Genomic DNA, 22,082 nt, shown 5'->3' on the forward strand with positions numbered 1-22,082 from the left:
TGCGGAGTGGCGGAGAGGGAGGGATTCGAACCCTCGATACAGCTTGAGACCGTATGACGCTTTAGCAAAGCGTTGCCTTCAGCCACTCGGCCACCTCTCCGGTGCGAGCCTTATGCATCTAATTACTTGGGCTGGTCAATTTGGAAGCGTGTGTTTTTGCTCGAATATTCCCAGCGAATTCCGAAACCAAGCGGTTTGCTCTCGGGCCGAGAACGTAACGCCGCGATAACGGACGCCAAGCTGGAGGTTCTGGCGCTTGTATTGAGAGTGGTTCTGGCGCGGACAAAGGGTCCCTTCATCCATATAAACGATTGATTTTGCTTTCAAATTGGATCGAATGGCCCGCGTGTGGGACGACTGCCTTCGTCGCCGACCGCCTCATCAGTGATTCATTTGCAAGCGATTGATTTGATTGTCTCTTTCCGCGATTCGCCACAAACTATGAGCGGTGATTGCCCCTCAGATCGGCTGACGGGGTCCCGTGTTATAGGCTGCGGGGAGGGCGCTCTCACTATTAGTGGGATCATTCGCTCGCCGGCCGAGGATCTGCCCCGTCGCGCCAGGCGTCGCCGCAATCAGGGAGGGCCTTGTCTGGCGATTTCTCTTTCCGTGGAAACGGCCCTTGGAAATCAAAGCAGGGACGATCTGGCACGCTGTTTCATTCTTCAACTGTCAGGACTCCGCCGCTACGGATCTCATCTTATAATAGTCAGGACGTAGAGCATCCAGCTGGGTAGCTCACTGCGAGATATCGATAGGCAATATCCCGATCGCTTCGAGACGTACGCGTTTTCAATCGGTCCTGGCGACAACAGCGATCTCCGCAAGCGGCTCGAAGAGTCATTTCATCGCTTTGTCGATTGCGAGACAAGCTCGACGGTGAAGTCCTGCAAGCGATCGACGATGCGCAGATCGATATTTTGTCGATCTTGCAGCCGCTTGATGGTTAGGCCAGCCAGTTCCCGAAGGACTGGCGCACGGCGAGTCCCTGGTTGATTCCACGATTCGGCCGCCCCAGACCCACAGCGAGGCGTCTCCACGAATGTGAGGGGCTGGTGCCGGAACTTTTGATGGCAGATTAAACCCGTCGAAAAAGATCAGCAGAGTCAAAGTGTTACAAAGTCGCCATGGTCACATCTGCGTGTTATTTGTGCAACACCCGTTGGAAAACACGCTCGATCGGCCGGTTCTGAAGCGTTCTGTTGTTGTGTGTGCAAGGGGGTTCGGTAATTGTGACTGAGCGACGGAGGGGGGCATCCCGAGGTCGTCCCGTCTTAGGTGGTTCGCTTAAGTCCCTCGCGTTCAGCGGGTGTGTCCGAAGGCGCGAAGCGACTAAGCGGTGAATTTAAGGGACAAGGGAACCAACCTTAGGGTGTCTTCACCCAGCGGATCCGGAACCTTCCCTATGGCAAACTTGGAGGTTTAACATGAAGTTGGTTAAGAGCCTTTTGCTCGGTTCCGCGGCGGGTCTGCTCGCTGTTGGCGGAGCGCAGGCAGCCGATCTCCCCGTGAAGGCCAAAGCGGTCGAATACGTGAAGATCTGCTCCCTGTACGGTGCGGGTTTCTACTACATCCCCGGCACCGACACCTGCATCAAGCTGGGTGGTTATCTGCGCGCTGAAGTCGCGCTGAACACCAACTCGGACTTCAGCGGTCAGCTCACGTCGAACAACGGCGCGCGCAACCGTCTGACGAACTACTACACCATGCGCGCTCGTGAAGATCTCAACATCGACACGCGCACCGCGACCGAGTACGGCGTCGTCCGTACCTTCTTCGACGGCGTGTTCTCCTGGACCACCGGCAACTACGCCGGCACCGGCAGCGCGACCGGTACCACTGCCTACAGCAGCACGCTGGCGCTCAACACCTCCGGCGCCGCCCCGGCGCTCGTTGGTTCGGCCGTCAACGGCACCGACGGCGCGACCTCCGGCGGTTCGCTCGGCGTGTACTACGCCTTCATCCAGTTCGCTGGCTTCACCATGGGTAAGGCCGTGTCGCAGTTCGACGCGCCCTGGACCAACTATCCCGGCAACAACTTCGACAGCCTCGTCGGCGGTTCCGGCACGGTCACTGGTGTCAACCAGTTCACCTACACCGCTGACTTCGGTCAGGGCGTGACGGCGTCGTTCTCGGCTGAAGATGCGACGGCCTATTACCAGGCTGGCAACCTGAACATGACTGGCGCGACTGCGGCCGGCATGATCGGCGGTTCGTATGGCTCCAACGCCATCGGCGGTTCGCGTTCGCCGAACCTCGTCGGTATGGTCCGTGTCGACCAGGCTTGGGGTCTGTTCCAGGCGTCGGTCGCTGCGCATGACAACCACGTTGCCTACTACGGCGCCACCGAGCCGACTGGCCATCCCGACGACAAGTGGGGTTGGGCTGCTCAGCTCGCTTTGTCGATCAAGAACATCCCGACTGGCGCGGGTGACGTGATCAACATCCAGGGCGTCTACACCGACGGCGCATCCCGCTACAACTTCCAGAACCTGGCGGGCGGCAGCTACTCGATGTTCGGCAGCTCCGGCGTTGCCTACCAGAGCGTCGGCTTCGCCATCGCTCCGGACACCGTGTTCGTGACCGGCAGCGGTCAGGAAACCGTCAAGACCTGGGGCTTCCGCGGTGCCTACACCCATAACTGGGATCCATACTGGAACACCGCGATCTACGGTGCTTACGCTCAGGCGCAGTACGGCACTCTTGCCAAGACCACCCTCTGCGGCGCTGGCGGTGCTGGCGGCGTGTTCGGCGGCCTGGCGGGCGTGACGGGTTGTAATCCTGACTTCGCCATCGGCCAAGTCGGTGTCATCACCCGCTGGACCCCGGTCAAGAACCTGACGTTCTCGGCCGACCTCTCCTGGACCCATCTGGACCAGAAGTACGCTGGTACGGTTGCTTACGCTGGTGCCGGCACGACGGCCAAGCCGGCCGCCGTGTACGAGCTGAAGGATCAGGACACGCTCGTTCTGCTCCTCCGCGCTCAGCGCAACTGGTAAGTTCGGTCTAACGACCTGACAGAGAGCCCCGGCGGGAAACCGCCGGGGCTTTTTTTGCACCAGGCGGACCACGGATCTCCGACATGTTCTGAAGAACGAGTGGAGTGTGGAATGATGAGTAGCTTTGGGTGATCAAGAGCTGGGTTCGGATCGCGCGATCAAGACCACTTCAGCCGCCGTGGCAAGAGGCGGAGGCGCCGGCAGGTCCTTGAGATTCATGGCCACCACGGCGTCCAACGTGGTCTGCCCGTCTAGACCGCAACCAGCGCGAGTCGAGCGGCATAGAGCGGGTTAGGCCGCGTCGACGACGTCGGAGTTTAGGCGTGGTGCGACAGCCGTAGAAGCGCCGGCCGATAGGGGGCTTGCGGATCGTCGTCCTCATTCGAGGGAATTGTGCAGGAGCCGAATTCCTGTCTGATCCGCTCGATCTCGGCGATGCGCTCGTGCAGCCGCTGCAGATGCTCCGGGGATTTCGCCCGCCAGAATCGAAATGTGTCGGCGGTGAGCGGGAGGAACGCGGTGCCGAACAGCGTCGGCTCCGGAACGACGGTTCGCCCGAGCAGCAGGAACCGCCCGGCACCGGAGACGACGAGGGTCGCGTAGCCGCGGTTTCCGATCCTCTTGATGCCATTCAGCGACCATTCGGCGAGCTTGCTGAAATAGGGCTCCTCCCGCCAGCGATCGGGGCAATGGTCATCGACGGTAACGTTGACCGCGTCCTGGCTGAAATGCACGATGATGCCCGATTTCGCCGGAAACCAGTCGTCATCCAGATGGCCCTGCAGCCAGGCGCAGACGAAGGAACGGCACATCTGCGGACGGCGCTCGTAGATGGTGCATCCAGTGCCCGTCTGCCAATGCCTGCACAGCTGGTTCACCGGCTTGTCGACGGCCGCCACTTCGAGGATATCGCAGCAGGCATTGCACGAGCCGCATTGCCGGGCTGGCTGGGCTGTCCTCGTCGGGCTGGTTCCGCGAAAACCCTGCCCGTCGCGGACCAGCAGCTTCTGCTTTTCCAGCGCATTCAACGCACGTTCGATTTTGAGACGAGATAGTCCCGTGGCGTCGATCACACCCTTCATCGTCGTCGCGCCTGCCTCTACTGCACGGGCGACGCTCAACATTGCCTGATCCATGTTTGTAGTTCTTTTCTTCTCTTATTGAGGCGCGCCCGATCCGCCCTGCACGATCTTCTCGTTCAGCTTCTCACCGTACGGTCTGGAGCACTCCGGCCCATGTTGATGGCCCCGCCTCAAACGCCGGGAGCTGACCGCGTTACCCCCTCGCGCGGATACCTTGTTATCGGATCGCCGCAAGCGAGTCTCATAGGCACGCCGCTATTCCACGCTGCCGGCGCCACGGCGCAAATCAGCCTCGATCTGCAACCGGGTGCCGCCGCCGAAGCGGGCGCGGTAGACCTGAAGGTTCTCCATGATCCGCTGCACATAGTTGCGCGTCTCGGAGAACGGGATCAGCTCGACCCAGTCGACCGCGTCGACCTTGGGGTCACGCGGATCGCCGTAGCGGTCGATCCACTTCTTCACACTGCCGCGGCCGGCATTGTAAGCGGCGAAGGTCATGATGTAGGAGCCGCGATAGTCTTCGAGCAGTCCACCGAGCTCGGCCGAGCCGAGCGTGGCGTTGTAGGCCGAATCGTTCTTCAGACGCCCCAGATCGTAGGTCCCGCCGTGCCGCTTGCAGACATAGCGCGCAGCGTCCGGCGTCACCTGCATCAGCCCATAGGCCTGCGCCGGCGAGACGACCGAGGGATTGAAGGCGCTCTCCTGCCGCGCGATGGCGTAGATGATGCTGCGCTCGACCTCGGGTCCGATCGGCGTGAATTGCGGAATGCCGTTGACGGGATAGGCATAGAAATCGAACGGCAGCCCGCGATTGAGCGCGGCCTTGCCGAGCAGCAGCATGCCGCGCGCGTCGCTGTGGCGCTGGGTGAGCTCGCCGAGGCCGGCTAGCGCTTCGGGATCGCCGTTCTCGCCCATGTCGGCGAGCAACGGTATCACCATCTCGCGCTCGTCGAGCTCGTAGAGCAGCTGCGCGGCGCGCACGATCTCCAGCCGTTCGGCACCGCGGCTGCGCGGCTGAACGTTGAGCTCGATCTGCGGCAGGCCGAGCTTGGCGCGTGCGAGCTGGCCGTAATAGCTGGTGGATTGCTCGGCGGCCCGCGCGTAGGCGTTGCGCGCCTCCTGCTGGCGGCCTGCAGCTTCGGCGGCGCGGCCCTGCCAATAGCCGGCGCGCGCCAGCGTGGTCGGATTGACGCTGCCGATCCCGATGCGGGCAAAGTGCTGGGTGGCGGCCGCGGGATCGTTGAGGAAGCGCAGCGCGATCCAGCCGGCGGTGAACTCTTGCTCGGTCTTGTAGATGTCGCGCGAGGGCAGGGCCGCATCGCGCGCGATCAGATAGGCGCTGCGGAATTCCTCGGTGTCGATCATCTTGCGCGCCAGGAGGCGCCGTTCGATCCACCATTCGTCGAGATTGTAGAGCCGGCCCGGATCCTTCGGTGCCGACAGCATGAGCTGGGCGGCTTCCGCAAATTTCTCCTCGCGGCGCAGCAGCTGGATCTTGCTGAAGATGAAGCCCGGATCGCCGTGCAGCTCGCGCGGCACGGCTTCGAGCAGCGCACGAGCGTTCGGCGCTTTCTTGAGGGAGGCGATGCGGGCTTTGGCGAGTGCGACATAGCCGGCCCCGAGGCGCTTTGCAGCCCGCAATGCGGCCTCGTTCTCGCTGCCGTAGAGCAGCGTATCCATCCGCGCCTTCTGATCGCCGGGCGTCAGCAGCGCGCCGAACTGGTCGAGTGCGTTGTTTTCGGTCTCTTCCGACATCGGGTCGCTGCGCCAGGCATCGCGCACCAGACGTTCGGCGTTGGCACGGTCGCCGCGCGCCAGCATCGCCTTGGCGAGCGTGAAGCGGCCCTTGGCGGACACGGGGGATTCGTTCTCGAACCACGACCACGCGACCTGGTCGTCGCGCCTGTCGTCCCACATCGCGGCCTCCAGGCGCCGGCGCAGGAAGGTCTGCGAGGGCCAGCTCGGATTGGCGGACAGGAAGGCGCGGTAGCGCTCCACAGTCGCGCCATTGTCCTCGCTGCGAAGGATGATCCATTCCGCGAGTTTTCGCGCGACCGGATCCGAGATCGTGGCCGCGGCACTGGTGGCGTCGCCCGCCTTGCGCTTGCGCACGAGCTCGATCACGGTCTCCAGCGTGTCCTTGTCGGCTTGCGGCGTCGAGGAGGTCGCAGCAACCGCAGCCGGTGTGACCGGCTTGCGCGGGGCGGCATGCTGGCGGGTCGCCGGAGCCAGGACAGGAGCCGCGACGGGCTTGGCGGAGGCCGGGGCGGTCGGTCTGACGATGGCCGTTGCTGCCGGTGCGGGTGCGGTCTTCGGGACCGAGCCGCCCGCGGCCGGCTGAGGTTTCGGCGCGACAGCCGCAGGCTTCAGCTTGTCCTTCGCAGGTTCCTTGCCTGCGTTCTTGCCAGCATCCTTGCCAGCGTCCTTGGCAGGCTTCTTCGCGGCATCCTTGGCGGGTGGACTGGTCGCGCCCTTGCTTGCGCCCTTGGCGGCGTCCTTCGAAATGTCCTTGCCGGTTCCCTTGGACGCCCCCTTCGCGGTGTCCTTGGCGGCTGGCTTTGCGATTTCCTTCGCGGTTTCCTTCACGGTCTCCGCGGTTGTTTCATTGGATTTGGCCCAGGCGGCGCAGCCGGCCGACAGCCCTGCCATCAGGCACACGACCAGACCGGTGGATCGCCATGCGGCGCGCGGAAAGGAGATCACGGCGTTTCGTCGCCCCGAATCAGTCAATTGGCTCAAGACCTAGCTGTACAAGATCTGGCTATATTTGATTGAATATGCGGACAAAATACCAACAGCCGCTTACCTTTGCCGGGTTTGCACCACCACCGCGGCAAAATCGCGGCCTAAACCCGTGCGTCACACGGAAGCGGGTCTTTTACCGGCGGGATAGACCCGATATGAATGCGGCTTGCTCGAGATCGCCGCGTACGGAGGAAGTCCATGGCAGCCAAGACGAAATTCCGGGGATCGTTCACCGCCTTGGTCACGCCGTTCAAGAACGGCTCGCTGGACGAGGCGGCGTTCCGCTCCCTGGTCAACTGGCAGATTTCGGAGGGCACCAACGGCCTGGTCCCGGTCGGCACCACCGGCGAGAGCCCGACGCTGAGCCATGACGAGCACAAGAAGGTCGTCGAATGGTGCATCGAGGAAGCGAAAGGCCGCGTGCCTGTCGTCGCCGGCGCTGGCTCCAACTCGACCAAGGAGGCGATCGAGCTCGCCCAGCACGCTGAAAAGGCGGGCGCCAACGCGGTTCTGGTCGTGACGCCCTACTACAACAAGCCGACCCAGGAAGGCATGTACCAGCACTTCAAGGCGATCAACGACGCGATCGGGATTCCGATCATCATCTACAACATCCCGCCGCGTTCCGTGATCGACATGTCGGTCGACACCATGGCGCGGCTGTGGGAGCTGAAGAACATCGCCGGCGTCAAGGACGCCACCGCCAGCATGGTTCGCGTCTCGCAGCAGCGCGCGGCAATGGGCGAGGACTTCAACCAGCTCTCGGGCGAGGATGCGACCATCCTGGGTTACATGGCCCATGGCGGCCATGGCTGCATCTCGGTGACCTCGAACGTCGCGCCGCGGCTGTGCTCGGAGTTCCAGGCCGCCTGGGCGAAGGGCGATCATGCCACCGCGCTGAAGCTGCACGACAAGCTGATGCCGCTGCACAACAATCTCTTCATCGAGAGCAATCCGGCGCCGATCAAGTACGCGCTGTCGCTGCTCGGCAAGCTGGACGAGACGCTGCGGCTGCCGATGGTGCCGGTCACCGAGCCGACCCGCGTTGCCGTGCGCAGCGCAATGGTTCATGCCGGCCTCATCAACTGACGCGCTGGCCGATCGGGGAGCTTTCATGGCGATCGAGGAAAGAGGCACGCGGATGCTCACGGAGTTCCGCGAATTCGCCATGAAGGGCAACGTCGTTGACCTGGCGGTCGGCGTCATCATCGGTGCGGCCTTCGGCGCCATCGTGACGTCGCTGGTCGGCGACGTGATCATGCCCATCATCGGCGCAGTTACCGGCGGCCTCGACTTCTCGAACTACTTCACGCCGCTTTCGAGCAAGGTCACCGCCGCAAATCTCGCGGACGCGAAAAAGCAGGGTGCCGTCTTGGCTTGGGGCAACTTCCTCACGCTGACGATCAACTTCATCATCATTGCCTTCGTGCTGTTCCTGGTGATCCGTGCCATGAACAAGTTGAAGCGCAAGGACGAGGCGGAGCCTGCCGCTCCGCCGAAGCCGTCGGCCGAGGTCGAGCTGCTGACCGAGATCCGCGATCTCCTCAAGAAGTCTTGACGCGCGCGCTTCATCCAAACTGTTAGCGTCCTCGCGCATCTCGATCAGGTTTGTCCCCCATGGCCGACAAGAATGAACGTCCGATCAAGGTCATGGCGGAAAATCGCAAGGCCCGCTTCAACTATGCGATCGAGGATACGATCGAGGTCGGCATTGCCCTGACCGGCACCGAGGTCAAGTCGATCCGCAACGGCAAGAGCACGATCGCGGAATCCTACGCCGATTCCAAGGACGGCGAGATCTGGCTGATCAACGCCACCATTCCGGAATATCTTCAGGGCAACCGCTTCAATCACGAGCCCAAGCGGCCGCGAAAACTGCTGCTGCATCGCAAGCAGATCAACAAGCTGATGGGAGCGGTCGACCGCGAAGGCATGACGCTGATCCCGCTCAAGCTTTACTTCAACGAGCGTGGTCGCGCGAAATTGCAGCTCGCGGTTGCAAAAGGCAAAAAGCTGCACGACAAGCGCGAGTCCGAGAAGAAGCGCGACTGGAGCCGGGAGAAGGGCCGCCTGATGCGGGCGAGGGGATAGCGGGATGACTCAGAGAAACCTGCTCGAGGTTGATTGGACCCGGATTCCCGCCCCCGCGGATGACGGCGGCGCCGCGCACCTGAAAGGCATGACGCTGCCGCCGGTCAGCCTGCTCGCCACTGACGACACGTCAGTCGCGCTGTCGGGGCTGCGTGGCCGGACCGTGGTGTTCGCCTATCCGCGCACCGGCGAGCCCGGCAAGATCGCGCTGGTCGACGATTGGGACATGATCCCGGGCGCGCGCGGCTGCACGCCGCAGACTTGCGCGTTTCGCGATCTGTTCGCCGAGCTGAAGGCCGCCGGCGCCGCGCAGGTGTTCGGCCTCTCGACCCAGAGCAACGCGTACCAGACCGAGATGGCCTCGCGGCTGCATCTGCCGTTCCCGGTGCTATCGGACGAGAAGCTGGCGCTCACGCGCGCCCTGAATTTGCCGACCATGGAGGTTGCGGGCCTGACGCTGATCAAGCGCCTTGCGCTGATCGTCGACGACGCCAGGATCACGCATGTGTTCTATCCGGTGTTTCCGCCCGACCGGAACGCCGGCGATGTGCTGGACTGGCTGAAGGCCAATCCGGCCAAAGGCTTGTCTAGGGATTAGTCGAGGTCGGCCTTCACCTTCGCGAACACGGAGCGGAACATGTCCGGCGTCAGCACGCGGGTGTTCGTGTTGTAGCGGGAGCAGTGATAGCTGTCGTAGAGCCTGAATGCGCCGGCCTGATGCACGGCGCCGTGGCCGAAGGGGGCTTGCGATCCCTTCAGGTTCAGCGGCTTGAGCACGGTGTCGTGCGCAATGCGCCCGAGGGCGACGATCGCGCGCAGGTTCGGCATCGTTGCGAGATTCGCGGCGAGAAACTGCCGGCAGGTGTTGATCTCGACCGGCAGCGGCTTGTTCTGCGGCGGCACGCAATGCACCGCATTGGCGATCCGGCAGTCGACCAGCTTCAGGCCGTCGTCGGGACGCGCCCGATATTGGCCCTTGGCGAATCCGTATTCGAGCAGCGTGGTGTAGAGCAGGTCGCCGGCATAATCGCCGGTGAAGGGACGGCCGGTGCGGTTGGCGCCCTGCATCCCCGGCGCAAGGCCGACGATCAGCAGGCGCGCCTTGATGTCGCCGAAAGGCGCAACCGGTGCATTGTGCCACAATGGCTCGCGCGCGCGGTTCGCCTCGCGAAAGGCGACCAGGCGCGGACAGAGCGGACAGTCACGGTCGGGGACGAGGCTGAGAGGCTGGCGGCTTGACCGGGCCGCCTCACTCCTCGAAGTCGTCATCGCCCCTCGCCGGCGCCATCGTGGTTGCGCGCTGGAGGAACTGCGGAGCGTGGTGGCGCGCCTCGCGGTCGCCGCGGTCACGCGGGGCGGGGCGTTCGGACGGGTCGCGACCGAGCTTGGACTGCAGCTCGACGAGGTCGGTGAAGACGTCGGCCTGCCGGCGCAGCTCGTCGGCGATCATCGGCGGCTGGCTGGCGATCGTGGAAATCACGGTGACCCGCACGCCGCGGCGCTGAACGGCCTCGACCAGAGAGCGGAAGTCGCCGTCGCCCGAGAACAGCACCATCTGGTCGATGTGCTCGGCGAGCTCCATGGCGTTCACGGCGAGCTCGATGTCCATGTTGCCCTTGACCTTGCGGCGGCCGGAGGCGTCGATGAACTCCTTGGTCGCCTTGGTGACGACGGTGTAGCCGTTGTAGTCGAGCCAGTCGATCAGCGGCCGGATCGAGGAGTACTCCTGATCCTCGATGATCGCGGTGTAGTAGAACGCCCTAAGTAGCGTCCCGCGGCTCTGAAACTCCTTCAGCAGGCGCTTGTAATCGATGTCGAAGCCCAGAGTTTTTGCCGTCGCGTAGAGATTGGCTCCATCGATGAAGAGCGCGATCTTGTCGGTAGAGGAAGGTGACATTCAGTTTGCTCGCGTAGAGTTCGTGATTGATCGTTTATTGTTGGCGCGGCGACAGCAAGCCGCGCGCTTCTAAAGTCCCGCCGAAACCCGTCGAAACCGCAAATCCGGAGAAGTCGGGGCAATCAAGGTATAGTTATGGCCAACTTGCACATACCCGGCGCCGCCCTCGCCGGCGGCCCGGGTAACCACCCATCCCAGCGCCAATGTGGGGGTAGCAGAGCCGTTTGGCGAGGCCAAATCACAAATTGGCCTTGCGAAACCCTCCCGGTCCCTATAACTACCGGCATTCATCCACATATTTCGTCCCACCCACAACGGAGCGACAGTCGATGGCTCGCGTCACCGTAGAAGATTGTATCGACAAGGTCGACAACCGGTTTGACCTGGTCCTGCTGGCCGCCCACCGCGCCCGCATGATTTCGTCTGGTTCACAACTAACGGTTGACCGTGATAACGACAAGAACCCTGTTGTGTCTTTGCGCGAAATTGCTGAGACCACCATTTCGCCGGAGGACCTCCGCGAGGAGCTGGTGCACTCGCTGCAGAAGTTCGTCGAGGTCGACGAGCCCGAGCCTGACACTGTGCCGCTGATCGGTTCCGCCGGTGCAAGCGTGGATGCAGACGATACCGAAGTCGCCGTTGAGCGCATGACGGAAGAAGAGCTCCTGAAGGGTCTCGAAGGCCTCGCGCCGCCCGAGGAGCAACCCGAGGAAGACGAGTAAATCGTCCCGTCGCGCTCATCGACTTCTTTGTGATCTGATCAAAGGCCCGAACCGTTGTTCGGGCCTTTGCTTTTGTTGGCGTTTTCGTGGTTACCATAGCGTCGTCGGTTCGCGCCTGTCCCTGTCACTGAATTGATCGGACACGCGCGCGATCGGAGCTAAGATGTATACACGGGCTCTGTCGTGGTCCGTTTGAAGGCAGGACGGCATGGTATATCGACGCCGCACACCAACGCAGATGCAGGCCGCAACCGAATCGGTTGCCGTGGCCCCGACTGCGCCGGTGGCGCGCCCGGCGAAGCCTCGCGCACGCATGATGCGTCAATATGACCTCGTCGAGCGCGTCAGGTCCTACAATCCCAACACCGACGAAGATCTGCTGAACCGCGCCTATGTCTACGCCATGAAGGCGCACGGCTCGCAGACCCGCGCCTCGGGCGACCCGTACTTCTCCCATCCGCTCGAAGTGGCGGCGATTCTCACCGACCTGAAACTCGACGACGCCACCATCGTGGCTGCGCTGCTCCACGACACGATCGAGGACACCGAAGCGACGCGGGCCGAGATCGACCAGATCTTCGGGCCCGAGATCGGCGCGCTGGTCGAAGGGCTGACCAAGCTGAAGCGGCTGGAGCTGGTGTCGCGGGAGGCCAAACAGGCCGAGAATCTGCGCAAATTGTTGCTGGCCATTGCCGACGACGTCCGCGTGCTCCTGGTGAAGCTCGCCGATCGCCTGCACAACATGCGCACGCTGGACTTCGTGCCGACGGAATCGCGACGGCGCATTGCCGAGGAGACGCTCGATATCTATGCGCCGCTGGCCGGGCGCATGGGCATGCAGGAAATGCGCGAGGAGCTGGAGGACCTGTCGTTCCGGACCCTCGACCCGGAAGCCTATTCGGTGGTGATGCAGCGGCTCGATGCGCTGGCGGAGCGCAACCGCAATCTGATCGGCGAAATCGAGGACCAGCTCTCCAACAATCTGCGCCACCGGGGCTTGGGCGCGCGGGTCTATGGCCGCCGCAAGAAGCCATTCTCGATCTGGACCAAGATGGAGCGGAAGTCGGTCGGCTTCGAGCAATTGTCCGACATCTTCGGCTTCCGCGTCGTCGTCAACGACATCGAGGCCTGCTACCGCGCGCTCGGCATCGTCCACACGAACTGGCCGGTCGTGCCCGGGCGGTTCAAGGACTACATCTCGACGCCGAAGCAGAACGACTATCGCTCGATCCACACCACCGTGATCGGCCCCGGCAACCAGCGCGTCGAGTTGCAAATCCGCACCGAGGCGATGGACCAGATCGCCGAGCGCGGCATCGCCGCGCACGTGTTCTACAAGGAAGGCGTGGGCTCGCCGACCGAATTCCTCAAGCGCGAGTCCAATGCGTTCGCCTGGTTGCGCCACACCATCGGCATCCTCTCGGAGAGCGCCAACCCCGAGGAATTCCTCGAGCACACCAAGCTCGAGCTGTTCCACGACCAGGTGTTCTGCTTCACCCCAAAGGGCAAGCTGATTGCGCTGCCGCGCCATGCCAACGTGATCGACTTCGCCTATGCCGTGCATACCGACGTCGGCAACAGCGCGGTGGGCTGCAAGATCAACGGCCAGTTTGCGCCGCTGTCCTCGGAGCTCCAGAATGGCGACGAGGTCGAGGTGCTGACCTCCGAAGCGCAAGCGGCGCCGCCGTCCGCCTGGGAAACGCTCGCGGTCACCGGCAAGGCGCGCGCCGCAATCCGCCGCGCCACCAGGACTGCGGTGCGCGATCAATATGTCGGTCTCGGCCGGCGCATCGTCGAGCGCCTGTTCGAGCGCGCCAAGATCGAATATGCCGACGACAAGCTCAAGGGCGCGCTGCCGCGGCTGGCACGAACCTCGATCGAGGACGTCATGGCGGCTGTGGGACGCGGCGAGATCAAGGCCTCCCACGTCGCGCGTGCGATGTATCCCGACTACAAGGAGGAGCGCATCGCGCGCTACGGCGTCAAGAAGGGGCTTGCCGGCAAGCTCAAGGAGAAGTCGTTCGAACCGCCGCGCACCCCGGTCGCGATTCCGATCCGCGGCATCAATTCCGACCTGCCGGTGAAGTTTGCGCCGAATGGCGGCGCAGTGCCCGGCGACCGCATCGTCGGCATCGTCACGCCGGGCGAGGGCATCACCATCTACCCAATCCAGGCGCCGGCCCTGAAGGATTTCGAAGAAGAGCCGGAGCGCTGGCTCGACGTGCGCTGGGACATCGAGGACTCCGCGCCGCAGCGCTTCCCGGCCCGCATCAAGGTCGAGAATGTCAACGAACCCGGCGCGCTGGCGCAGATCGCGACCGTGATCGCCGAGCACGACGGCAACATCGACAACATCAGCATGCAGCGCCGCTCACCGGACTTCACGGAGACGACGATCGATCTCGAAGTCTACGATCTCAAGCATTTGAGCGCGATCCTGGCCCAGCTGCGCGCGAAGGCGGTCGTCGCCCGCGCCGAACGTGTTAATGGATAGACGGCTTCCGTCATGGTCCATTCCTATGATTCCGTGAGTCCTGAAATGCCTGCACCTCCGCTCCGCCTCGGCGTCAATGTCGACCATGTCGCGACCCTGCGTAACGCGCGCAGCGGCCGCAATCCCGATCCGGTGCGCGCGGCGCTGCTGGCGATCGAGGCCGGCGCCGACGGCATCACCGCTCATTTGCGCGAGGATCGCCGGCACATCCGCGACGAGGACATGGCGCGGCTGAAAGCCGAGATCTCCAAGCCGCTTAATTTCGAGATGGCGGCGACCGAGGACATGATGCGTATTTCGCTCGCCACCAGGCCGCATGCGGTGTGCCTCGTGCCGGAGCGGCGCCAGGAGGTGACGACCGAAGGCGGGCTCGACGTCGTCGGCCAGCACAATGCGCTGGCGCCTTATATCGCGCGGCTGAACGATGCCGGCATCCGGGTGTCGCTGTTCATCGCGGCCGATCCCGCCCAGATCGAGACGGCGGCGCGGCTGCGCGCACCCGTGATCGAGATCCACACCGGCGCCTGGTGCGACGCCGTCGTCGAGGGTCACGCCGACAAGGCCGAGGCCGAATGGCGGCGGATCGTGGCAGGGGCGAAGCTGGCGAAAGAAGCAGGGCTGGAGGTTCACGCCGGACACGGGCTGGACTACGCGACAGCGGAGACGATCGCCGGCTTGCCGGACATCATGGAACTCAACATCGGCTACTACATGATCGGCGAAGCCCTGTTCGTCGGTCTCGCCGAGACGGTTCGCAGCATGCGCGCGGCGATGGACCGCGGCCGGAGCCGGGCATGATCATCGGCATCGGCTCCGATCTGATCGACATCACCCGGGTCGGCAAGGTGATCGACCGCCATGGCGAGCGCTTCCTCGACCGCATCTTCACCGCGGCCGAGCGGGCCAAGGCGGAGCGGCGCGCCAAGAACGAGAAGATGGTGGTGGCAACCTACGCCAAGCGCTTCGCCGCCAAGGAGGCCTGCTCCAAGGCACTCGGCACCGGCATCAGGCGCGGCGTGTGGTGGCGCGACATGGGGGTGGTCAACCTGCCGGGAGGGCGGCCAACCATGCAATTGACGGGCGGGGCGCTGGCCCGGCTCCAGGCCCTGACGCCCGAAGGGTTCGCGGCGCAGATCGACCTGTCGATCACCGATGACTGGCCGCTGGCACAGGCCTTCGTCATCATTTCGGCCGTGCCGCTGGCCAAACCCTGACGGTGCTCCGATAATTTTATAATTCGCATTCAAAATCAAGCGCTTATGCAGTTTTGACGCGATCCTTGATTGCGTGGCCTCCGACAACCGTCTAAAAGTCCGCGGACGCAAATCAGGCTGGGCGAATTCGGCTTTACGCCGGAATTGGCCCTCATTATCAGAATCAGGACAATCTCCTTGGGCCGCGAGCGATGGGCTGTTCGCGGGAGGAGGGCGCGCTGTGACCGCCCGCCGGAATTGAGAGAGCAATGAGTGTGACTTCAGGAACGAAAACTGAGAGCGGCATCGGCGAAACGATCCGGGTCGTGATCCACGCTCTCCTGATCGCTCTGGTGATCCGCACCTTCCTGTTTCAGCCGTTCAACATCCCATCCGGCTCGATGAAGGCGACACTGCTGGTCGGCGACTATCTGTTCGTCTCGAAATATTCCTACGGCTACAGCCACTACTCGATCCCGTTCTCGCCGCCGCTGTTCTCGGGGCGGATCTGGGGCTCGGACCCGAACCGCGGCGACATCGTCGTATTCCGCCTGCCGAAGGACGATTCCACCGACTACATCAAGCGCGTGATCGGCCTGCCCGGCGACCGCATCCAGATGCGGGACGGGCTGCTCTACATCAACGACACGCCGGTCGAGCGGCAGCGCATGAGCGAATTTGTCGGCGAGGACCCCTGCGGCGCCGAAGGCAGCGGCGTCTCCCGGGTGAAGCGCTGGAAGGAAACGCTCCCGAATGGCGTGTCCTACGAGACGCTGGACTGCGCCGACAACGGCTACGTCGACAACACCAACGTCTACACCGTGCCGACCGGCCACTTCTTCATGATGGGCGACAACCGCGACAACTCCACCGACAGTCGCTTCCTCGGCCAGGTCGGCTACGTGCCGCAGGAGAATTTGATCGGGCGCGCCCAGATGATCTTCTTCTCGATCGCCGAAGGCGAGCATGCCTGGATGTTCTGGCGCTGGCCCTGGGCGGTGCGCTGGAATCGCTTCTTCAAAATCGTCCGATGAAAGACGAAGCCAAGGACATCGCGATCCTACCGACCGAGGCGCAAGCGGGCCCCGACGGCGAAGCTGCGACCAAGACTCTTGATACCAAGACCCTTGAGGTCAAGACGCCTGAGATCAAGACGCCCGCAAAGAAGAAGCGGGTGCGGAGCAGCAAGGTCAGGGGCTCGGATGCGAATGCGGGGCTCGAGGCACGCATCGGCTACAGCTTTGTCGATCCGAACCTCTTGATGCAGGGCATCACGCATGTCTCCGCGCTGAAGTCCGGGCGCAAGCGCGGCGACAGCTATCAGCGGCTGGAATTCCTCGGCGACCATGTGCTCGGGCTCGTCGTGTCCGACATGCTCTATCACGCCTTCCCGAACGCCGACGAAGGCGAGCTGTCCAAGCGACTTGCCGAACTGGTGCGCAAGGAGAGTTGCGCCGATGTCGCCAAGTCGCTCGGTCTGCTCGACGACATCAAGCTCGGCTCGGTCGGCTCCAGCGCCGACGCGCGCCTGCGCAAGAGCGTGCTCGGCGACATCTGCGAGGCCGTGATCGGCGCCGTCTTCCTAGACGGCGGCTACGCGGCAGCGGCCGATTTCGTCAAGCGCAACTGGACCGAGCGCATGCACAAGCCGCGACGTCCCTTGCGCGATCCCAAGACCGTTCTCCAGGAATGGGCACAGGGCAAGGGATTGCCGACGCCGGTTTATCGCGAGGTCGAGCGCACCGGCCCGCATCACGATCCGCAATTCCGCGTCGCGGTCGACCTGCCGGGGCTGGCGCCGGCGGAAGGCATCGGCGGCAGCAAGCGCGCGGCAGAGAAAGTGGCAGCTTCAGTGATGATCGAACGTGAAGGCGTTGGCGGCGGCAATGACGGTTGAAGCAAGCGGCGAGGCGCCCACTGCCACGCGCTGCGGCTTCGTCGCGCTGATCGGCGCGCCGAATGTCGGCAAATCCACGCTGGTCAATGCGCTGGTCGGGGCCAAGGTCACGATCGTCTCGCGTAAGGTGCAGACCACGCGCGCGCTGATCCGCGGCATCGTGATCGAGAACAACGCGCAGATCATCCTGGTCGATACGCCCGGAATCTTCCTGCCCAAGCGCCGGCTCGACCGCGCCATGGTCTCGACCGCCTGGAGCGGCGCGCATGACGCCGACCTCGTCTGCGTGCTGCTGGATGCCAAGGCCGGCATCGACGAGGAAGCGGAGGCAATCCTCACCAAGGTCGCCAGCGTCAAGCACGAGAAGATTTTGGTCATCAACAAAGTCGACCTGGTCCAGCGCGAGAAGCTGCTGGCGCTGGCGCAGGCTGCCAACGAGCGCATGGCCTTCGCAAAGACGTTCATGATCGCGGCGATCTCCGGCGACGGCGTCGATGACCTCAGGCGTACACTGTCCGAGATCGTACCGCCGGGGCCGTTCCTCTATCCCGAAGACCAGATGTCGGACGCGCCGATGCGGCAGCTCGCGGCCGAGATCACGCGCGAGAAGATCTTTCGCAAACTGCACCAGGAACTGCCCTACCAGTCCACCGTCGAGACCGACAAGTGGGAAGAACGCAAGGACAAGTCGGTGCGCATCGAGCAGACGATTTTCGTCGAGCGCGAAAGCCAGCGCAAGATCGTGCTCGGCGCCGGTGGCGCCACCATCAAGTCGATCGGCGCGGACTCGCGCAAGGAGATCGGCGAGATCCTGGGCGTGCCGGTGCACCTGTTCCTGTTCGTCAAGGTGCGCGAGAACTGGAGCGACGATCCCGATCGCTACCGCGAGATGGGCCTGGAATTTCCCAAAGAATAACCAAGAAAAGATCGGTCGACGATGAGCGTACCCAGCAACGTACGGCGCTTCGAAGCGTTGCTCTATGCATCGTTGATGCTGGATGCCTTGTCGGTGGCGGTGCAGGACCGCACGCCGACTGCCGAGATGACCGAACAGATGATCATGACGTCGTCGCTGCTCGCCGGCGGCATGATCCTGCTGCTGGTGTATTTCGTCCGGCTGGCCGCGCACGGGCGCAAGAACTGGCCGCGCTGGGTGCTGGCGGCAGCGCTCGTGCTGTCGGTGATCTCGCTCGGCCAGATCATCGGCGAGAAAGGCATGGAACTCGACAGCGCCATCGAGATCGTCTCCTGCGTGCTGACCGCGATGGGATTGTATTTCTCGTTCCGCGGCGACGCGCAGGGCTGGTTCAACGCGTGAGGCCGTGTCGGGTGGATTGGCGGCGCGCAATTCACCTTCCAGGCGTGCCCCCGCGATTGGCCGATTAGGCCTTCGGCCAATCCGCCCTACGATTGAAGACCGGAATCCGCTAGACTTCACCGATGGAATGGACCGACGAAGGCATCGTGCTGGGGGTGCGGCGGCATGGCGAGAGCAGCGCCATCGTCGAGTTGCTAACCCGTGCCCACGGCCGCCATCTCGGTCTCGTCCGCGGCGGCGCCGGCTCTCGGATGCGTCCGTTGCTGCAGCCCGGCAACAGCCTCCGCGTGGTATGGCGGGCGCGGCTCGACGAGCATCTCGGCACCTATGCCATCGAGGGCCTCAAGCTGCGGGCGGCGACGCTGCTGGGATCATCCCACGGCGTCTACGGCATCACCCATCTCGCCTCGATCGCGCGGTTGCTGCCGGAGCGCGATCCGCACGAAAACCTCCTGGCGCTGCTCGAACATTCGCTGGACGATTTCGACGACATCGGCAGCGCGGCCGTGCACGTGATCCATTTCGAACTGGCAATGCTCACCGAACTCGGCTTCGGGCTGGCGCTGGAAAACTGCGCGGTGACAGGAGAGACCACCGACCTGATCTACGTCTCGCCCAAATCCGGCGGCGCGGTGTCCCGCGGGGCGGGCGAGCCGTGGCGCGACCGCCTGTTGCGGCTGCCGCCGTTCCTGCGCCAAAGCGAGGTGCAGGGCGACCTCACCGATCAGGATCTCCAGGACGGCTTTCGACTGACCGGCCTGTTCCTGCTGCGCCACGTGCTGGAACCACGCGGGCAAGGCCATTCCGATGCGCGGGCAGGCTTCATCAACGCGCTGACGCGACAGCAGGCAAAGGCCGCCATTCCCGCGCCATGAGCTTGGCGCGGCTCTGCGTTGCCTCAGTGGACCAGCCCTTGCTGGAACAAAACTCGGTTCCCCGGACTTGCCATTTTGGGTTCCAACCGGGGATAGCCTCATGCTGATCAAGGGACTTGTGATATCGGCAGCGCTGATTGCGCTGGCGCCGGACGCCCTCGCGGGTGAGCAGCCGGGCGTCTTTCGCCGTGCTTCCTGTACCGTCGTCAGATTCTATGTGGCTAAATATTCCGCTGCAGCCGCAGAGGCATGGGCACGGTCCAAAGGCGCGACGGAGGCCGAGATCGACACCGCGCGGCGGTGCCTGACCAATGCCCCGGCCACCACGCAGGCTAAAGCCGCGCCACCCACCCAGACCTTCACCGCAGGCTGGGCCGGCCAGTAGGCCGCCACAGGGAACCAATCGATCCTTGCCCGATTCGCTTCCACGGTTTAACCGGGCGGCATGGGAAAACGATTGATTCCGCCGGAGGAACCGGCCGAAATTCACGAGGTGCCGCTGCGTGAGGCGTTGGAAGAGCGCTATCTCGCCTACGCGCTCTCCACCATCATGCACCGCGCGCTGCCGGATGCGCGCGACGGCCTGAAGCCGGTACACCGGCGCATCCTGTATGGCATGCGGCTGCTCCGGCTCGACCCGGGCACGGCATTCAAGAAGTCCGCCAAAATCGTCGGCGACGTGATGGGCTCGTTCCATCCGCATGGCGACCAGGCGATCTACGACGCCATGGTGCGGCTGGCGCAGGACTTCTCCTCGCGCTACCCGCTGGTCGACGGCCAGGGCAATTTCGGCAATATCGACGGCGATAATCCCGCCGCCTATCGCTACACCGAAGCGCGCATGACCGACGTCGCGCGGCTTCTGCTCGACGGAATCGATGAGGACGGCGTCGAATTCCGCCCCAATTACGACGGCCAGTCGAAAGAGCCGATCGTGCTGCCCGGCGGCTTCCCGAATCTGCTCGCCAATGGCGCGCAAGGTATCGCAGTCGGCATGGCGACCTCGATCCCGCCGCACAACGCCGCCGAGCTCTGCGACGCCGCGCTGCATCTGATCGAGAAGCCCGACGCGAAGTCGAAGGCCTTGCTGAAATGGGTCAAGGGTCCGGACTTTCCAACCGGCGGCATCTGCGTCGATTCCAAGCAGGCGATCGCTGAAGCCTACACCACCGGTCGCGGTTCGTTTCGCGTCCGCTCCCGATGGGAGCAGGAAGAGGGCGCGCGCGGCACCTGGGTCGTCGTCGTCACCGAGATACCCTTTCTGGTGCAGAAGTCCCGGCTGATCGAGAAGATCGCCGAGCTGCTGGACCAGAAGAAGCTGCCGCTGGTCGGCGATATCAGGGACGAGTCGGCCGAAGACGTTCGCATCGTGATCGAGCCGAAATCGAAGAACGTCGATCCCGCGCTGATGATGGAATCGCTGTTCCGGCTGACCGAGCTCGAAAACAAGATTCCGCTGAACCTCAACGTGCTGATCAAGGGCCGCATTCCCAAAGTCGTTGGGCTCGCGGAGTGCTTGCGCGAATGGCTCGACCATCTGCGCGACGTGCTGATCCGTCGCACCAACCATCGCAAGGCCGAGATCGAGCGCCGGCTGGAGATCCTCGGCGGCTTGCTGATTGCCTATCTGAACATCGACGAGGTGATCAGGATCATCCGCAATGAGGACGAGCCGAAGCCGGCGCTGATCAAGGCGTTCAAGCTCACCGAGGTGCAGGCCGAAGCCATCCTCAACATGCGGCTCCGAAGCCTGCGCAAGCTCGAGGAGATGGAGATCCGCGGCGAGGACAAGGATCTTCGCAAGGAGCTGAAGGGCATCGAGGGACTGCTGGCGTCCGAACCCGAGCAGTGGAAGAAAGTCGGCGAGCAGGTCGGCAAGGTTCGCGACATGTTCGGACCGAAGACCCCGCTCGGCAAGCGCCGCACCACCTTTGCCGACGCGCCAGAGCATGATCTCGCTGCGATCGAGGAGGCACTGGTCGAGCGCGAGCCGGTGACGGTGGTGGTCTCCGACAAGGGCTGGATCCGCACTCTCAAGGGCCATGTCGAGGATCTCTCGGGGCTGGCCTTCAAGCAGGACGACAAGCTCGGATTCGCGTTCTTCGCGGAAACGACCTCGAAGCTGCTGCTGTTCGCCACCAACGGAAAATTCTACTCGCTCGATGTCGCAAAACTTCCGGGCGGCCGCGGTCATGGCGAGCCGATCCGCCAGTTCATCGATCTCGAGCCGGAGGCCGCGCCGGTCACGCTGTTCGTCAACAAGGGCGGACGCAGATTCCTGGTCGCGAGCCACGAGGGCCAAGGGTTCGTCGTCAGCGAGGACGATTGCGTCGGCACCACCAAGAAGGGCAAGCAGGTCCTCAACGTCGACATGCCGAACGAGGCGCGCACAGTCACCGAGGTGATCGGCGACACCGTCGCGGTCATCGGCGAGAACCGCAAGATGCTGGTGTTCCCGCTCGACCAGGTGCCGGAGATGGCGCGTGGCCGCGGTGTGCGTCTGCAGAAGTACAAGGACGGCGGCCTCTCCGACATTGCAGTGTTCGACGCCAAGACGGGCCTGACCTGGAAGGACTCCGCCGGCCGCGAATTCTCCGCGACCATGAAGGAGCTCGCCGAGTGGAAAGGCTCTCGCGCGGACGCCGGCCGTCTGCCGCCGAAGGGATTCCCGAAGTCGAACAAGTTCGGCAGGGGGATCGGGTAGTCGGGCGACAGTCTGGTTCCGCCGGTGCGCGCGGTCTGATACCGTCCGCCATCCCGGTGTTCTGG

At 63.7% G+C, this 22,082-nt stretch carries 20 protein-coding genes and 1 tRNA gene; 16 read left to right on the forward strand and 5 right to left on the reverse strand.

Annotated features, from left to right (window positions below):
- Window positions 1-7: 7 nt before the first annotated feature.
- Window positions 8-100: transfer RNA gene (locus tag BcanWU425_RS18745), tRNA-Ser, on the reverse strand.
- Window positions 101-1,427: 1,327 nt separating this feature from the next.
- On the opposite strand from BcanWU425_RS18745, the gene BcanWU425_RS18750 reads away from it, so the two are divergent.
- Complete coding sequence (locus BcanWU425_RS18750; RefSeq protein ID WP_085357377.1) at window positions 1,428-2,999, forward strand: porin; 1,572 nt, start codon at window positions 1,428-1,430, stop codon at window positions 2,997-2,999.
- A gap of 317 nt (window positions 3,000-3,316) precedes the next feature.
- Here BcanWU425_RS18750 and BcanWU425_RS18755 read toward each other — a convergent pair whose 3' ends face one another.
- The gene (locus BcanWU425_RS18755; protein WP_026233575.1) at window positions 3,317-4,135 is read right to left on the reverse strand and encodes a YkgJ family cysteine cluster protein; all 819 of its coding nucleotides are present in this window, start codon (window positions 4,133-4,135) and stop codon (window positions 3,317-3,319) included.
- A 201-nt stretch (window positions 4,136-4,336) separates the two neighbouring features.
- Window positions 4,337-6,730, reverse strand: a complete 2,394-nt coding sequence (locus tag BcanWU425_RS18760) for a lytic transglycosylase domain-containing protein (protein WP_204513943.1) — start codon at window positions 6,728-6,730, stop codon at window positions 4,337-4,339.
- 294 nt (window positions 6,731-7,024) lie between these two features.
- Between BcanWU425_RS18760 and dapA the strand changes: the two genes are divergently transcribed.
- Genes dapA through BcanWU425_RS18780 form a run of 4 tightly spaced genes read left to right on the forward strand, consistent with a single transcriptional unit; the run spans window position 7,025 to window position 9,515 of the window.
- Window positions 7,025-7,915: a 4-hydroxy-tetrahydrodipicolinate synthase gene (gene dapA / locus BcanWU425_RS18765; RefSeq protein ID WP_007603384.1), complete on the forward strand. Its 891-nt coding sequence runs from the start codon at window positions 7,025-7,027 to the stop codon at window positions 7,913-7,915.
- A 52-nt stretch (window positions 7,916-7,967) separates the two neighbouring features.
- The gene (gene mscL / locus BcanWU425_RS18770; RefSeq protein WP_162496383.1) at window positions 7,968-8,384 is read left to right on the forward strand and encodes a large conductance mechanosensitive channel protein MscL; all 417 of its coding nucleotides are present in this window, start codon (window positions 7,968-7,970) and stop codon (window positions 8,382-8,384) included.
- Between the two features lie 59 nt (window positions 8,385-8,443).
- Entirely contained in the window at window positions 8,444-8,917 is a 474-nt protein-coding gene (smpB, locus tag BcanWU425_RS18775) for an SsrA-binding protein SmpB (RefSeq protein WP_007603387.1), read from the forward strand.
- 4 nt (window positions 8,918-8,921) lie between these two features.
- Window positions 8,922-9,515: a peroxiredoxin gene (locus BcanWU425_RS18780; RefSeq protein WP_018458412.1), complete on the forward strand. Its 594-nt coding sequence runs from the start codon at window positions 8,922-8,924 to the stop codon at window positions 9,513-9,515.
- Here the strand turns inward: BcanWU425_RS18780 and BcanWU425_RS18785 are convergent.
- Window positions 9,512-10,186: a uracil-DNA glycosylase gene (locus BcanWU425_RS18785; RefSeq protein WP_026233573.1), complete on the reverse strand. Its 675-nt coding sequence runs from the start codon at window positions 10,184-10,186 to the stop codon at window positions 9,512-9,514. The genes BcanWU425_RS18780 and BcanWU425_RS18785 overlap by 4 nt on opposite strands.
- A complete protein-coding gene (locus tag BcanWU425_RS18790; protein WP_007603390.1) occupies window positions 10,167-10,814 on the reverse strand; it encodes a LabA-like NYN domain-containing protein in 648 nt (215 codons plus the stop codon). The genes BcanWU425_RS18785 and BcanWU425_RS18790 overlap by 20 nt, the downstream gene beginning before the upstream one ends.
- Before the next feature lie 329 nt (window positions 10,815-11,143).
- On the opposite strand from BcanWU425_RS18790, the gene rpoZ reads away from it, so the two are divergent.
- The 11 genes from rpoZ (at window position 11,144) to parC (ending at window position 22,017) form a co-directional block, all read left to right on the forward strand.
- Window positions 11,144-11,536: a DNA-directed RNA polymerase subunit omega gene (gene rpoZ, locus BcanWU425_RS18795; RefSeq protein ID WP_007603391.1), complete on the forward strand. Its 393-nt coding sequence runs from the start codon at window positions 11,144-11,146 to the stop codon at window positions 11,534-11,536.
- A gap of 208 nt (window positions 11,537-11,744) precedes the next feature.
- A complete protein-coding gene (locus BcanWU425_RS18800) occupies window positions 11,745-14,030 on the forward strand; it encodes a RelA/SpoT family protein (protein ID WP_026233572.1) in 2,286 nt (761 codons plus the stop codon).
- A 45-nt stretch (window positions 14,031-14,075) separates the two neighbouring features.
- Window positions 14,076-14,828, forward strand: coding sequence for a pyridoxine 5'-phosphate synthase (locus BcanWU425_RS18805; protein WP_026233571.1), 753 nt, complete (start codon window positions 14,076-14,078; stop codon window positions 14,826-14,828).
- Window positions 14,825-15,244, forward strand: a complete 420-nt coding sequence (gene acpS / locus BcanWU425_RS18810) for a holo-ACP synthase (RefSeq protein WP_007611179.1) — start codon at window positions 14,825-14,827, stop codon at window positions 15,242-15,244. Before BcanWU425_RS18805 ends, acpS begins: the two co-directional genes overlap by 4 nt.
- Before the next feature lie 248 nt (window positions 15,245-15,492).
- Window positions 15,493-16,257: a signal peptidase I gene (lepB, locus tag BcanWU425_RS18815; protein WP_018458408.1), complete on the forward strand. Its 765-nt coding sequence runs from the start codon at window positions 15,493-15,495 to the stop codon at window positions 16,255-16,257.
- On the forward strand, window positions 16,254-17,120 hold the full coding sequence (rnc, locus tag BcanWU425_RS18820) for a ribonuclease III (RefSeq protein ID WP_018458407.1): 867 nt from the start codon (window positions 16,254-16,256) through the stop codon (window positions 17,118-17,120). The genes lepB and rnc overlap by 4 nt, the downstream gene beginning before the upstream one ends.
- On the forward strand, window positions 17,110-18,036 hold the full coding sequence (gene era, locus BcanWU425_RS18825; protein WP_018458406.1) for a GTPase Era: 927 nt from the start codon (window positions 17,110-17,112) through the stop codon (window positions 18,034-18,036). The genes rnc and era overlap by 11 nt, the downstream gene beginning before the upstream one ends.
- A gap of 21 nt (window positions 18,037-18,057) precedes the next feature.
- Window positions 18,058-18,438: a hypothetical protein gene (locus BcanWU425_RS18830; protein WP_018458405.1), complete on the forward strand. Its 381-nt coding sequence runs from the start codon at window positions 18,058-18,060 to the stop codon at window positions 18,436-18,438.
- A gap of 122 nt (window positions 18,439-18,560) precedes the next feature.
- Window positions 18,561-19,313: a DNA repair protein RecO gene (recO, locus tag BcanWU425_RS18835; protein ID WP_085353424.1), complete on the forward strand. Its 753-nt coding sequence runs from the start codon at window positions 18,561-18,563 to the stop codon at window positions 19,311-19,313.
- Between the two features lie 100 nt (window positions 19,314-19,413).
- A complete protein-coding gene (locus tag BcanWU425_RS18840; RefSeq protein ID WP_018458403.1) occupies window positions 19,414-19,698 on the forward strand; it encodes a hypothetical protein in 285 nt (94 codons plus the stop codon).
- Between the two features lie 60 nt (window positions 19,699-19,758).
- Complete coding sequence (gene parC / locus BcanWU425_RS18845) at window positions 19,759-22,017, forward strand: DNA topoisomerase IV subunit A (RefSeq protein WP_018458402.1); 2,259 nt, start codon at window positions 19,759-19,761, stop codon at window positions 22,015-22,017.
- The last annotated feature ends 65 nt before the right edge of the window (window positions 22,018-22,082 follow it).

This window comes from Bradyrhizobium sp. WU425 (assembly GCF_021052305.1).
GTDB lineage: Bacteria > Pseudomonadota > Alphaproteobacteria > Rhizobiales > Xanthobacteraceae > Bradyrhizobium > Bradyrhizobium canariense_D.